11 protein-coding genes are annotated in these 14,113 nt (G+C 43.7%); 1 reads left to right on the top strand and 10 read right to left on the bottom strand.

Features of this window, described 5'->3' with window-relative positions; all coding sequences use genetic code 11:
• Positions 1 to 15: 15 nt before the first annotated feature.
• Entirely contained in the window at positions 16 to 591 is a 576-nt protein-coding gene (locus OS173_RS01895) for an outer membrane beta-barrel protein (protein WP_267182580.1), read from the bottom strand.
• A 406-nt stretch (positions 592 to 997) separates the two neighbouring features.
• Here OS173_RS01895 and OS173_RS01885 point away from each other — a divergent pair, with 406 nt between their 5' ends.
• On the top strand, positions 998 to 4,708 hold the full coding sequence (locus OS173_RS01885; RefSeq protein ID WP_323373164.1) for a S8 family serine peptidase: 3,711 nt from the start codon (positions 998 to 1,000) through the stop codon (positions 4,706 to 4,708).
• 509 nt (positions 4,709 to 5,217) lie between these two features.
• Here the strand turns inward: OS173_RS01885 and OS173_RS01880 are convergent.
• The 9 genes from OS173_RS01880 to OS173_RS01840 form a co-directional block, all read right to left on the bottom strand.
• The gene (locus tag OS173_RS01880; RefSeq protein WP_267182579.1) at positions 5,218 to 5,601 is read right to left on the bottom strand and encodes a hypothetical protein; all 384 of its coding nucleotides are present in this window, start codon (positions 5,599 to 5,601) and stop codon (positions 5,218 to 5,220) included.
• Positions 5,598 to 6,161 carry an ABC-type transport auxiliary lipoprotein family protein gene (locus OS173_RS01875; protein ID WP_267182578.1) on the bottom strand — a complete coding sequence of 188 codons (564 nt, stop codon included), beginning with the start codon at positions 6,159 to 6,161 and terminating at the stop codon, positions 5,598 to 5,600. The genes OS173_RS01880 and OS173_RS01875 overlap by 4 nt, the downstream gene beginning before the upstream one ends.
• Positions 6,158 to 7,102, bottom strand: coding sequence for an MlaD family protein (locus OS173_RS01870; protein WP_267182577.1), 945 nt, complete (start codon positions 7,100 to 7,102; stop codon positions 6,158 to 6,160). Before OS173_RS01870 ends, OS173_RS01875 begins: the two co-directional genes overlap by 4 nt.
• A complete protein-coding gene (locus tag OS173_RS01865) occupies positions 7,099 to 7,923 on the bottom strand; it encodes an ABC transporter ATP-binding protein (protein ID WP_267182576.1) in 825 nt (274 codons plus the stop codon). The genes OS173_RS01870 and OS173_RS01865 overlap by 4 nt, the downstream gene beginning before the upstream one ends.
• Complete coding sequence (locus OS173_RS01860) at positions 7,920 to 8,717, bottom strand: MlaE family ABC transporter permease (RefSeq protein WP_267182575.1); 798 nt, start codon at positions 8,715 to 8,717, stop codon at positions 7,920 to 7,922. The genes OS173_RS01865 and OS173_RS01860 overlap by 4 nt, the downstream gene beginning before the upstream one ends.
• Positions 8,710 to 9,021, bottom strand: a complete 312-nt coding sequence (locus OS173_RS01855; RefSeq protein ID WP_267182574.1) for an STAS domain-containing protein — start codon at positions 9,019 to 9,021, stop codon at positions 8,710 to 8,712. The genes OS173_RS01860 and OS173_RS01855 overlap by 8 nt, the downstream gene beginning before the upstream one ends.
• A complete protein-coding gene (locus tag OS173_RS01850) occupies positions 9,021 to 9,605 on the bottom strand; it encodes a peptidylprolyl isomerase (protein WP_267182573.1) in 585 nt (194 codons plus the stop codon). The genes OS173_RS01855 and OS173_RS01850 overlap by 1 nt, the downstream gene beginning before the upstream one ends.
• Before the next feature lie 134 nt (positions 9,606 to 9,739).
• Positions 9,740 to 12,511 carry a valine--tRNA ligase gene (locus OS173_RS01845; protein ID WP_267182572.1) on the bottom strand — a complete coding sequence of 924 codons (2,772 nt, stop codon included), beginning with the start codon at positions 12,509 to 12,511 and terminating at the stop codon, positions 9,740 to 9,742.
• Between the two features lie 5 nt (positions 12,512 to 12,516).
• A complete protein-coding gene (locus tag OS173_RS01840; protein ID WP_267182571.1) occupies positions 12,517 to 13,983 on the bottom strand; it encodes a leucyl aminopeptidase in 1,467 nt (488 codons plus the stop codon).
• Positions 13,984 to 14,113 lie beyond the last annotated feature (130 nt).

Raw genomic sequence — 14,113 nt, 5'->3', positions numbered from 1 at the left:
CGCCATTTGCAGCAATTAATCACCAATGGGAATGATGAGACCGATGGTGAATTGCGCATCACCAAAACCGTCTTGTCCGGGCAGTTTTGAGTTATTGGTGTCTAAACGGCTACGGGCTTCGAGTCGGATTCGGGCGCCGTTGCCAACAAAATACCAGGAACCGCCTACCGCCAAATTAACAATAAAATCAGTGCGCTGGGTGTCAGGGAACCGGGCATCGGCATAAATTCCACCGAGTCCAACCATAAAATAGGGCTTCCATAAAGGATCGTGGTTGGTATAAATCAGATTCATGGTGGCACTGTAATGTTTAAGATCGAAATCCATGTCAAAGTCGTATTCATCGCGCATTAATTCCAACTCCATACCCCATTGTTCATTCAAATGTTTACCGACACGAACATCAAAGACATTGGCCTCATTTAATCGCAGATCATCATCGGGAATCACCACCCCGGCATTGGGGCTCCAGTACCAACGATAATCAACGCCATCGAATAAACCATTTTGACCGGTTTTGGTCTGCGCACACAGTGTATCCAAGCAAATTGAAGAAAGTATTAAGCTAAACAATAAACAGGTGCGCATCATGCCGGCATTGTAGCATGACCCTTAAAAAGACATAAATGACTAAGATATATTTGCTCAGTAAGTTTATAAACAAAACACATCGTAAAAATTCAAGTTCAGCAAAAAATTGGCACAAGAAAAGATAAGGATAAAAACGTTTAAATGTTTAAATTTATGCAAACACTTTAGGATAAGTTTTATTTATGCAATAGATAACATTGTTGCTTGATAAAAAATTATCAGAGGTGTAGTATAAATCAGCGATTCGGCTAAACTCCACATTCAGCCGCAATACAACAATGAAATGTGAACTTCATCACACTTTACCCAGTGGTGAGGTTTTTTTACAAACAAACAAGAGGAGAATTACATGTCCCCTATTAAGTTTAAGCCCTTGCTTGCCGCAACGGTGATGTCTGCCATTTACATGGCAGGTGTTCCGACGACATCGCATGCAGTGGCAGAAGTATATGATGTCAATACATCAACGCTGCAGCAAACAGCCAAAAAAGGCGGTACGGATTATGTTATTCCGGATGCCAGAAAAGATGGTACAAGACGTTATATTATTCAAATGGATAAACCGCCCTACCATTTAAACCCTGGGGCTGTTGCAAGCAGGCAAACACCTGATCAATATGCAGACCAAATAGGTACAGAACAAAATACTTTAATTAGTTCAATTTCAAGTGTTTTGGGTCCTGATGGTGTTATTCAGCAATACCAAAAATCTTACAATGGTATAGCTGTATATCTTAAACCCAGCGATGTGGCTATGGTTGAAAACCAGCCAAATGTAAAGCAAGTTCTCTTGGATAAAGATTACTTATTAACTACAGATACCGGACCATTTCTAATTGGTGCCGATAAATTATGGTCCGGTCATGGTGCTGCTGATCCAGATATTATTTTTATGGATGGTTTTGATGGTCCGATGCCGCAAGGTACAGGGGTCGTGGTAGGAATTATTGATAGTGGAATTAATTCCACACATCCTTCTTTTGCCGAAACCGATGAAAGTGGTTATACCCATAATAATCCTTTGGGTTCCGGTAATTATTTAGGTGCTTGTGATCCGAGTAACACCGATCAATTTGTTGCCAGCTTTACTTGTAATGATAAGTTAATTGGCGGTTACGATTTTGTGAATGGTTTACAAGGTTCTGGTGAAGATGTTCCGGGACCGGAAGATGAAAATGGTCATGGTAGCCACACTGCTGCCACTGCTGCCGGTAATACCTTAAACTCTGCAAGCTATTTGGGCGTTAGTAATATCACCATTAGTGGTGTTGCACCTAAAGCCAATGTGATTATGTATGATTCTTGTTATACGGCAACTGACGGCCGCGGATTATGTCCCGGTGTCTCTACTTTAGCGTCTGTTGAGCAGGCGATTGAAGATGGTATCGTTGATGTGATTAACTACTCAATTGGTGGTGGCACATCACCTTGGAATGATCCGGTATCAATGGCATTTTTAAGTGCAACTCAAGCAGGAATCTTTGTGTCGGCTTCAGCCGGTAACTCAGGTCCCGGACCAGGCACTTTAGGTCATAATGAACCTTGGACAGCTTCAGTGGGTGCGACTACACATGGTCGTTATTTCAGTGCAATACTCACCGTGGATGCTGATGATTATGATTACACGCCAGGTACGGGTCCATCAGCGTCAACAACTATTACAGCCGACATGCGATTTGCCGGTGATGTTGATGCAGCTAATAATGAAGGTTGTACAGCTTTCACAGGTACACCATTTGCTGGCGAAATCGCCCTTATAGATCGCGGCTCTTGTGCTTTCGCTACTAAAGTTAATAATGCTGAATTAGCCGGTGCATTAGCTGTTATCGTTGTTAATAACACAACTGGAAGGATAAGCATGGCAGGATTGGAAGCGACCAATATTCCAGCCGGTGCTGTCTTACAGTCAGATGGTACAGCCATTAAAACTGCTTTAGCCGGTGGAACATTGAATTCTGAAATGAATCCACCTGAAATAAAAACTGATGGTCAAGCCGATATGATGGCTGATTTCAGCTCACGTGGTCCGAGTCCTTTTGAATACAATAAACCCGATGTGGCTGCACCAGGCGTAAATATCCTGGCTGCTTATACCAATAGCGGTGGGACTGAGCCTGATTATGCAGTTATTTCCGGAACCTCTATGGCGGCACCTCATAATGCCGGTGCAGCAGCTCTATTGATAGAACGCAATCGCGACTGGTCTGTGGCTGAAGTTAAATCTGCTTTAATGATGAAAGCCGTAACGGCCGGAGTTATGAAAGAAGATGGTACAACACCAGCTGACCCATTAGATATGGGTGCCGGTCGCATCCAAGTGGACAATGCGGCGACAGCTACGTTAGTGCTTGATGAGACAGCTACTCAATTTGCGGCTGCTAATCCTGCCAACGGTGGTGATTTGAAAAACCTAAATGTGGCCAGCCTGACTGATTATAATTGTCAGGGAACATGTACCTTTACCCGTACTTTCCGAAGTGTGGCAGATGAAGCGATTACATACGAAGCCTCTTTAATCGATGTACCTGGAACAGTGACCCCAAGTACATTCACAGTGCCAAAAAATGGTTTCCAAACAGTCACCGTTGAAGTAGATGCATCTTCATTACCTTACGGTGTCTTTAGCTTTGGACAGTTGGAATTAAAAGTTAATGCGTTTAATACCGATACATTTACTCAAAATCCAAATGCAGTAATAACAGATGGTGGTTATCCAGGTGATCAAGCTTGTGGTCAAGTGGAAGTATCTGGAGTTACATATCCGTTAACTGCAGGTGCTAAAGTAACCATTGATTATGATATGAATTATACTTGGATTGGTGACTTGGTAATGACTGCTGAAAACCCAAATGGCGAAGTTCTGGGTCTGTTGGATCGTCCAGGTTTCCCAGGATCTACTTATGGCAGTTCTGCTGATTTTGTTTCTGGTTCTACTGTGCGCTTTGATGATACAGCCTCTACATCAGCTGAAAATAGTACAGGTTGTAGTAGTGGTGTTTGCTTATTGGCACCTGCGCCAGATACGATCATTACAGCACCACCCAACAGCATTGCTGATTTAGTAGCTACCGATGTTAATGGCACTTGGGAAATCTGTGTTGGTTCTGCGGGCGTTTGGGAGCCTGGCATCTTAAACAGTGTTGGTGTCAATGTTTCTGCTCCAATACCAGCAACAAATCTCAGCTATTTGCCTATTACTGTTGTAGCCGTTGAGCCTTCTCCGATTGTTAATGCTGTGCCCGGTTCATTGAGTTACACAATGTCGACTAACAGCACTAGCAGTAGAGACGTTTATATTGAAAACGAAAGTTCTGCGACAGCTGTTTTAGATTGGAGTGTTCAATCTGCAGGCAATGCTGTTGTTAAACAGTTTGAGCAACTGAACTCTGGAACTGGAAATGGTGTATTGAGTGACTATTTAGATCAAGGTAATAACTTTGGTTATTATAGTGCAGATAACTTTATCTTAAATAACTCTGCCCAGTTGGATACATTTTACTTTGATGGCTTTACCAATGCTGCAGATATAACCACTCAGATTGATGCCTTTACAGTGGAAATTTATGCAGATAATGGCGGTGAACCTGATGGTGATCCTGAAACAACTGGATCAGCTTTGTTTTCATTAACCTTAGCTGTAGGTGATCCTAATTTAGTGTTAACACCCGGTGGTGAAGTCACAGTAGATATATTGGGTGCCCTGGGTAGCAGTTGGTCAGTTCCTGCTGGTAATTATTGGGTCAGTGGTTTTGCCAACTTTATTGCCGCTGATTTTGATACTTGGTATTGGTATAGCGGTACGCCAGCTGCTGGTGATGTGGATAATTCACTTTCCATAGACCCTTCAGATTTCTTTGGCGAAGGGACTAATTGGCAGCCAACTACTGATCCGGGTCTTGCCTTTAGTGTAACCAGCAACTACACATGTGGCGCTTCTTGGTTATCAACCTCGCCAAGTAGTGGTGTTGGTGTCCCAATTGGTGGTAATGATGCCGTTTCAGTAACTGTTGATACCACCGGTTTAGCTGCTGGTAATTATTCTGCAGCTTTATGTATTAACAGCAACGATACCTCACAACCAAACATGGTGGTGCCGGTAACCTTGACTGTTAACTAAGTAAAATAAAAGCAGATTGCTTTAAAAACGCGGGCCTTTCTGGTCCGCGTTTTTTTGTGGGTGGAATAAAATACCGGAAAGACACATGTATATTGAACAGAGGCTTCGACAGACTCAGCCGGCTTGTGGTTTGAAATCCATGTTAACAATCCTTGTGGGTTGCTGCGCAGGGTACAACCTGTCCGGGCGTTGCCCTAAGGGCCCTTCTGTTGGTGATCCGGCAATCTCTGCATTGCTTGTATCCTTGCAAATTGATGCGAAAAGGATGATGTTATCACAATCGCCAAACCAAATTGCGACGTCTTCGAGCCGCGACCCGGAGACCCATGGTTGGGTTGGGTAGGTTGATTATAATCCGGCATCTGCTTCCGGTTAGTTCGCAGTTTTGAAAAGCTTCGCTTTTGTATGTTTCGCATACTGGAGCCACGGGTCAACAAAAGTAGGGCCCATAAGGGCACGCGGATTTTACAAGTCCGAGGACGTCGGGTATTTTTGGGTTACAGGTGGTTTTAGTCTTTTAAATTCTTCAGCTTCTCCCAGGTTGGGCGTTTTTGTTCAGGGTCTTTGAGCATATGACTTAAAGGGGATAGGTGGCGTTCTGTGCTGGTATCGGCTGTGTTAACGTCATCAAAAATCAAGGTGATGTCATTCAACTGATAGCGGGTGATACCATCTATAATTTTAATATTTTGGTGTTCACAGGTATGACCAATGGCTTTGAGTATTTTTACCAGTAAGCGTAATTCTTCTTTATTTAAGACGTCTTTTTTATGCGGTTTATCGGGTTTTGCTTGGGTGGCGGTTTCTGGCTGTTTGGTGCTGGGCTTTTGAGTTAAAACCGAGTGTTTATGTCTGAGTGGCAAAATACCTAATTCGTCCGCTAATTGTTTCATTGCAAATTGTCGAGATCTTGGCTTAGTTTATTGAGAATGGCACTGACGGCCAGATTAATGGCTGTCACAAAATGAGCATAGCCATCCCCTTGAATGGTTTGGTTTTGTTGAAAAGTCTTATCAAATAATAGCTCACCGTTGGCATTTCTCAAGATAAACTGTAAGCTAACATTGGCCTGATTACCGTTTTTTTCAAAGGCGAGGATTTTGCTGTCAAGACGCTCGTGACGTTCGTCAAAGGCGGCAGATATTTGGATCTGTTGCCAATGCTGCTGCGCCCAGTCTTTTAACGTGGTATGTAATAAAACAGTGGGCGATTCTAACCAATAATGGTTGTTGAGTTGTACCAGTGCACCATCCTGTTTAGTGGCAACCATTGGACGGCCCGCTAAAATACCCAATGTTTTGGGCCGAGGAATCACCACCGATGATCGTTTGCTTTCGGGGGTGGCAATGGCGTAATCCGGACTCAGGCGATAGTATTGTTTGATACTGGGTGCTTTGTTACTACAGGCACCTACCATTAAAACAATAAAAAGTGTACTGATTAATGCTTTCATAATTCATCATCCTTAATTTCAGATTTGCCTGAGAAAATTAATTTAGACGGATCTTTACGGATTTCGTTGGTGGCTTCGTTTAAGTTTCGGCCGGCAGATTCCATGTCGTTCATAATGATTTCAAAACGACCGGATAAGCTGTGCATAACATGCGCACCGGCTTTTAAAATACGTGACATATCAGAGTCTTCACCGGTTAATAAATCACGGGCATCAGTGACTAATCCGTCAATATTATTTAAGCCATTATCCAAGGTGTTGACGGATTGTTTGATTTGTTCAGTTAAATCAGTCAGATTAGATAAGGTGGTGGTGATTTTTTGTTGGTTTTCGCCGCTGACGATGGCTTTACTGTTTTTCAACACCTCGGCTAAATCCTCACTGGCGGTATTGATATTGCCTATGATTCCCGGTAAAGCACCATCGATTTCACCGGTGATGCGGTCTAAGCGTTCACTCAGTAAATCTAACATTGGGGAGATTTTTTCATCAGTCAGGTTGTTGATTTTATCGGTTGTTTTGGCCAATTCGGCGAACAAATCAGCCGGTTGTTCGCCGGGAATGTTATCACCGGGTGTAAAGTAGGTGTCTGCATCACCGCCGTTAATATTAATGGTCATATCCGCAATTAAACCACCGGCATTAATTTGTGCCGTAGAATTACTGGGTATGCGCCAGTCCTTATAAACAGAATATGTGACCTTAAAACGCACTTTCCGACTATCAAATTCAGGGGTAATGGTCTCAATCTGACCGACACGGTAGCCTTCGAAGTAAACTGGTTTACCAAAGCTGAGGCCGTTAACATTGTCATAATAACTATGGTATTCGACACTGTCGGCTTGTTGGTTGGTCATCACAACCAGTAATGCCAAAGTCAGGATACCGATACCTAAGGTAAACAGACCGACCCAAAAATAATGACTGACTTTTTGTTTCATGATAATGTGTAGTTTTCCTGTGTGAGCCGTCGCAAATATTCTTCCGGGTCAAGTTTATCATGACGCGAGCGACGCTGTAATAAATCCATGATGCGTTTGTTTTTCGATTTTTTCACTTCTTCAACCGAAGCCGTCAGTAAGTTTTTACCTTGATCTAATACGGTGATGCGATCGGCAATTTTAAAAGCACTTTCCAGTTCATGGGTGACCACCACCATGCTCATGCCCATATTATCGCGTAAAGACAAAATCAAATCATCAATCTCTGAGGCCACCACCGGATCTAAGCCGGCTGATGGTTCATCAAAAAACAACAACTTAGGGTCCATAACAATGGCTCTGGCTAAGGCGGCGCGTTTAATCATGCCCCCTGATAGTTGCGATGGCATCAGTTTATGAAAACCACCCAAATTCACCACTTCAAGCTTCATGCGGGTAATGATGCGGATGGTGTTTTCGTCCAAATCGGTAAATTCTCTTAATGGGAAGGCCACATTTTCCCCCACTGACATGGATGAAAATAGCGCGCCGCTTTGGAAAGACACGCCGATGTTTTGTTTTAGTTTTAAATGCTCATTAAAGCTGATTTGATTGATGTCTTCACCCAGCACTTTAATACGACCTTCTGTGGGTTTATATAACCCCAGAATATACCAAAGTAAGGTGGATTTGCCGGAGCCGGAGCCGCCCATAATAACGCGTATTTCACCGCGTTCTACCTCAAAGTTCATGCCATCAAGTATTTTACGGGTACCGTAATGGGTCACTAAATCAGTGACCTCAATCACTTTGTCCGGTGTTTTGTGGTTTTGGCTTGTCATTTTGTTAAGAAAAAACTGGCTATCATATCGGCGAAAACAATAAATGAAATAGAAACCACCACCGCCGTGGTGGTGGCTTTACCCACGCCTTCAGCACCGTTGGTGACATAAAATCCGGTGGTGGCACCCACTAAAACAATAATAATACCAAACACCACACTTTTAATCAGGCCTTGCATAATATCACCGACAACCAAAACATTAAAAGAATCAACCATATAGGCAGATATACTCATATCCAGTTTGGTGACACTGAACAGTGCGCCCCCAAAAATGGCGACAATATCGGCGGCAATAATAAGCAAGGGCATGGAGATAATTAAAGCCAACAAAGGCGGTAACACTAAATAACGAACCGGCACCACGCCCATGACATTTAAGGCATCAATTTCTTGGGACACGGTTTGTGAGCCAATTCGCGCGGCAATGGCCGCACCGGAGCGACCGGCGACAATGATACCGGTTATCAAGGGTGAAAATTCACGGGTGACAGATTTGGCAATGGCGAGCAAAACCTGTGATTCAGCGCCAAATGCCTCTAGTGCATAAATAAGTTGAATCGCGAGCATCATACCAACCACCAGAGCCAACATCAACACAATGGGTAGTGCATCAACGCCTTCGGACTTAATGTATTTAACAACCTGGCTAAAGCGCAGTCTTTGCTTATATTTTCGACCCGCAATCAGCCAATAAAAACTGTCCCAAAATAAGCGCATGGCAAAGCCCAGTCGTTCCAATGCTTGTACGGTCATTTGTCCGAGATTTTCAACTTTTTGTGTAAGCTTAGTCATCAATGGTAAATACCTGATCCAGTCGTGCCAGTTCTATTATGGACTTCACATGAGCGCTTAATCGTTTTAAGTGGAATGATTTGTCATGGTTATTGGCATACTGCAAACCTTCGACCAAGGCGGCGATTCCTGATGAGTCAATATAAGTGACATCGGCCAAATCCACTTCCACCAGCGGCGAAGTCTTTAGAGCACTGAGGATGGTTTTGCGTAGTTCAGAAGAATTGGATAAATCCACATCACCTTGAACAAATAGGGTGCAATGGTGATCGTCTTTTTCGAAGTTAATCAGGTCTGATTTCATTATTTCACCTGTGCGGATAAGATTTTAATGGTTTCTACAGGAACATCCTTGGCGTCTAGTTCGTTGCTGTATTGGGTTTTGACAGCAGCCATTTTATCAACCACATCCATGCCGGCAGTGACATAGCCAAATACAGCATAACCCCAGCCATCTGAGCTTGGGTTTAAGTTGTCATTGTCACCCAGATTAATAAAGAAACTGGCAGTGGCCGAATGTGGATCATTATAGCGCGCCATGGATAAACTACCACGGCTATTTTTAAGGCCATTGCCTGATTCATTAATAACTGTATCACAAGCCTCCACTTCCGATAAATCAGCGGCAAAGGCACCGGCTTGGATAACAAAGCCCGGCACAATCCTATGGATCAGCGTATCATCGTAGGTTTTGTTTTTGACCAAATGTAAAATATGGTTTGTTGTCATGGGTGCTTTTAAGCGGTCTAATTCCACGGTGATGGTACCCATGGTGGTTTCAAAGACAAGTTCAGGGAACATATTATTCGGGTAGGCCTTATCCTCAGGGCAGGCGGCCTGCGTTAAAGATGATAGTGCAAGGAATAGGCAAGCTAAGTATTTCGGCATGATAAAAAACAATTTAATTGATTTATCATTTTACCTAATATGTGAGGTATTTAATAGCGTCACGAATAAATGACCTGTGTTGATGATGTTCTGACAGAACGGTCACCGGTCTAAGCCGATGACCGTTAATCAATTTACAGCTGTTCGAGCTTAGTGCGTTGCTCTTCCAGTTCCTTGAGTGCAGTTTGGTTTTGTTGCAATTTTTCGCGTTCTGCTTTAACCACTGAATCGGGGGCTTTGGCGGTGAATTTTTCGTTATTTAATTTACCCTCAGCACGTTTGATTTCTTGTTCCACTTTTGCCATGTTTTTAGCAATGCGCTGCATTTCTTCATTTTTATCAATTAAGCCGGCCAAAGGTATCAGTACTTTGGTGGTACCGATTAAGCCGGTGGCCGAAGGCGGCTCTTGGCTGTTTTTGGGCAACAGCTCAATACCATCCAGGCGCGCCATGGTGTTGATGAGTTCTTGGTGTCGATCCACATTATGTGCATCTTTGTCGTTATAGTCACTGAGTAACACCGTTAGTTTCTTGCCCGGTGCAATGTTCATCTCTGAACGGATTTGTCGCACGCTTAGTGTTAATTGTTTAAGCCATTGAATCTCACTATCGGCTTCGGTGTCTATTTTTTTTGCGTTGGCTGATGGGAATGCCGAAATCATAATGGACTGACTGCCCAGTGTCAGTTTTTCAGCGACTGCTTGCCAGATTTCCTCGGTTAAAAACGGCATAATCGGATGCAATAAACGCAACGCCTGATCCAGCACTGTTAATAATGTGTACTGAACATGGGGTTTTTGTTCTGTTTTTAATAATGGCTTCGCCATTTCCAGAAACCAATCACAGTATTCGTTCCAGAAAAAATCGTAAATCACTTGGCTGGCTAAATCCAAACGGTAGCTATCCAGATGTTTGCGGTAATCGGCAATACAGTGTTGTAATCTTGATATTATCCAGCGTTCGGCGGTGCTTGGTGCATAGGATTTTTTAACAGAGATATCAAAATCTTCACAATTCATCAGCACAAAACGGGCGGCATTGAATATTTTGTTACAAAAATTTCGATAACCTTCAACGCGACCCATATCAAAGTTAATGTCACGTCCGGTGCTGGCCAATGATGCAAAGGTAAAGCGCAGAGCGTCACAGCCATAAGCTTTGATGCCATCTGGGAAATCTTCTATGGTCTGCTTTTTGATGTGATTAACTTTGTCCGGCTGATCTTGCATTAAGCCGCGGGTGCGTTTGGCGATTAGTTCTTCCAGGCTGATGCCATCTATTAAATCCAGGGGGTCTAGTACATTGCCTTTAGATTTAGACATTTTTTGACCATGGGAATCGCGAACAAGTCCGTGGATATACACTTCTTTAAAAGGCACTTCGTCCATAAACTTAATGCCCATCATAATCATCCGTGCCACCCAGAAGAAGATGATGTCAAAACCTGTGACCAACACATTGCCGGGATAAAAATCTTTTAAGGCATCACTGTTTTGCGGCCAGTCTAATGTCGCAAAAGGCCATAAAGCCGATGAGAACCAAGTGTCTAAAACATCGGATTCCTGACGTAACTTCACATCGTCATCAAGGTCGTGTTTGTTGCGAACATCCGATTCTGATAAACCCACATAAATGGTGTTGTTTTCATCATACCAAGCGGGAATACGGTGTCCCCACCATAGTTGCCGAGAAATACACCAGTCTTGAATATCGCGCATCCAGGCGTAATAGGTGTTTTTCCAATTATCCGGAACAAATTTAATATCACCGTTTTCTACCGCTTTGATGGCCGGTTTGGCCAGGGTTTTGGCATCGACATACCATTGGTCGGTGAGTAAGGGTTCAATCACATCACCGGAGCGATCACCACGGGGCACCATCAACACATGGTCTTTAATGGTTTTTAACAAACCCAGTTCACGCATCTTGTCGACCACGGCTTGACGGGCTTGTTGTCTGGTCATGCCACGATAGTCGTTCGGCACTTCATTATTGAGGGTGCCGTCTTTGTTTAAAATATTAATCATCGGTAAATGATGACGCTGACCCACTTCATAATCATTGAAGTCATGAGCTGGCGTAATTTTCACACAGCCGGTGCCTTTGTCAGGGTCGGCATGCTCGTCACCGACGATCGGTATAAGGCGGTTACAAATCGGCAATAGTACATGTTGGCCAATCAGATGATTAAAGCGTTCATCGGATGGGTTGACCGCGACTGCAGTATCTCCCAGTAAGGTTTCGGGACGTGTTGTGGCAATGGTTAGTGTCTTTTCAGTGGCCTGGCCGTCTTTATCGGCAACCGGATAGCTAAAGTGCCACATATGACCTTTTTCTTCGTGAGATTCTACCTCTAAATCACTTAAAGCTGTGTTCAATGTCGGGTCCCAATTGACCAATCTCTGACCACGGTAAATCAAACCTTCGTTATAAAGATCAACAAACACTTTTAATACCGCATTGGACATGCCTTTGTCCATGGTGAAGCGCTCCCGAGACCAATCGGGAGAAGCACCTAAACGCCGCAATTGATTGGTAATGGTGTCGCCTGATTGTTGTTTCCATTGCCAAACTTTTTCCATAAAAGCGTCACGACCCAACTCAGTTCGTGATGTACCTTGCGCGTTGAGCTGTCTTTCGACCACCATTTGTGTGGCGATTCCGGCGTGATCGGTGCCGGGTTGCCATAGGGTGTTTTTACCTTGCATCCGTTGATAACGAATTAAGGTGTCCATGATGGTGTCTTGAAAGGCATGGCCCATATGCAAAGTTCCGGTCACATTGGGCGGCGGAATCATAATACAATACGATTCTCTATTCTCACCGTTGGGTTTAAAGTAGCCCTTCTGTTCCCAGGTTTCGTACCATTTGCTTTCAATGGCGGTTGGGTCGTATTTTTCAATCATGGGTTTTACGCGCGGCTTTTGTTAATTAAATATTGTACCAACATGGCCACAGGACGGCCGGTGGCACCTTCTTTTTTGTCTTTCCAAGCAACGCCGGCGATATCAATGTGTGCCCACTTTTGGTCTTTGGTAAAGCGTGATAGGAAACAACCGGCAGTGATGGTGCCTGCAGGCATACCACCAATGTTTTTCATATCAGCAAAGCTGGTGTCCAGTTGTTTTTGGTACACATCCCATAAGGGTAATTCCCACACACGGTCGTGAATTTGTTCTCCGGCTTGTTTAAATTCTTCTGCCATACCGTCAGTTTTGGTCATCACGGCAGCGGCATTGTGGCCCAAAGCCACCACACAAGCACCGGTTAAAGTGGCTAAATCAACAATCACTTCCGGGTTAAATTCCTGAGCATAGGTTAGGGTGTCACATAAAATCATGCGTCCTTCAGCATCGGTGTTTAACACTTCAATGGTCTGGCCGGAGTAAGAGGTAATGACATCGCCGGGGCGGTAAGCTTTACCATCAGGCATGTTTTCCACAGCCGGTACAAATACTTTTAAGTTAATCGGCAAGTTTAATTCCACCGCAGCCACAAAAGCACCAATAACACTGGCAGCGCCACACATGTCGTATTTCATTTCGTCCATGTTGGCACCTGGTTTTAAGGAAATTCCGCCGGTATCAAAGGTGATGCCTTTGCCCACTAGTGCAATGGGGTCTTTGTTGTTGTCGGCACCATTGTAGGTAAGTACCACCATACGTGGTTTATTGTGGCTGCCTTGTGCCACAGCCAGTAAGGCGCCCATGCCCATTTTTTTCATTTGTTTTTTGTCTAAAATATCAATGTCACATTTGTCATGACCATGGGCAATGTCGGTGGCGTATTTGGCAATGTATTTAGGGGTACACAGGTTAGGCGGATAGTTACCTAAATGTCGCGTGGCATTAATACCTTTGCTTATACCTGCCGCTAAACGAAAGGCTTCTGCATTGTCTTTATCGGTGAATATCTCAATGCGATCTAAGGCATGTTTATTGTCATCTTTAAAGGACTTGGTGTCTTCATAACGGTAAGTGGCGTGAGATGCTGCCAGCGTCACCAATTTAGTGGCTTGTTGCTTGTCGATATGTTTAAAATCGACGGCCTGTAAATACACTGCCACAGATGTACAACGCGAGCCGGCTGTGGTGCTAATTACTTTGTGGGTGGTGTCATATAAGTCGTCGGCAGAGAAATCGTCATTTTTACCTAAGCCAACCAACAACACTTGTTGACCGTTGTCATTATATAGGGTGACTTGTTGACCTGATTGTCCGCTGAAATCTTTGTGCTTAATGCGGTCAGCCAGCTGTTTCTGGCTTACATCGCTCAGTTGTTCGGTGAGTTTGTTGCTTTTTTGATCTTGAAATAGGCCGATAATAATTTGATCGGCTTTATTTTGGTGAGGTGTTTGTTCGGTTGCGTGTAATGACATCAGAATTTCTCCTAAATTGAACGAATTGGGGATTTTAATCAACATCTCAAGCTTTAACCAGTGAAAAACCCATTGAATGTTTACCTTAATGGAGACCTTTGAATTAATCGTGAATCAAGTTAAAGCCCTA

Source organism: Marinicella gelatinilytica (genome assembly GCF_026410405.1).
In the GTDB taxonomy this organism is placed as follows: Bacteria; Pseudomonadota; Gammaproteobacteria; order Xanthomonadales; family Marinicellaceae; genus Marinicella; species Marinicella gelatinilytica.
The sequence above is the reverse complement of the archived record's forward strand: the minus strand, read 5'-3'. Positions and strand labels throughout refer to the sequence as shown.

Coding starts and splice junctions, on each gene's coding strand:
- OS173_RS01895 (WP_267182580.1), bottom strand. CDS start 591: ATGATGCGCACCTGTTTATTGTTTAGCTTAATACTTTCTTCAATTTGC.
- OS173_RS01885 (WP_323373164.1), top strand. CDS start 998: ATGGCAGGTGTTCCGACGACATCGCATGCAGTGGCAGAAGTATATGAT.
- OS173_RS01880 (WP_267182579.1), bottom strand. CDS start 5,601: ATGAAACAATTAGCGGACGAATTAGGTATTTTGCCACTCAGACATAAA.
- OS173_RS01875 (WP_267182578.1), bottom strand. CDS start 6,161: ATGAAAGCATTAATCAGTACACTTTTTATTGTTTTAATGGTAGGTGCC.
- OS173_RS01870 (WP_267182577.1), bottom strand. CDS start 7,102: ATGAAACAAAAAGTCAGTCATTATTTTTGGGTCGGTCTGTTTACCTTA.
- OS173_RS01865 (WP_267182576.1), bottom strand. CDS start 7,923: ATGACAAGCCAAAACCACAAAACACCGGACAAAGTGATTGAGGTCACT.
- OS173_RS01860 (WP_267182575.1), bottom strand. CDS start 8,717: ATGACTAAGCTTACACAAAAAGTTGAAAATCTCGGACAAATGACCGTA.
- OS173_RS01855 (WP_267182574.1), bottom strand. CDS start 9,021: ATGAAATCAGACCTGATTAACTTCGAAAAAGACGATCACCATTGCACC.
- OS173_RS01850 (WP_267182573.1), bottom strand. CDS start 9,605: ATGCCGAAATACTTAGCTTGCCTATTCCTTGCACTATCATCTTTAACG.
- OS173_RS01845 (WP_267182572.1), bottom strand. CDS start 12,511: ATGATTGAAAAATACGACCCAACCGCCATTGAAAGCAAATGGTACGAA.
- OS173_RS01840 (WP_267182571.1), bottom strand. CDS start 13,983: ATGTCATTACACGCAACCGAACAAACACCTCACCAAAATAAAGCCGAT.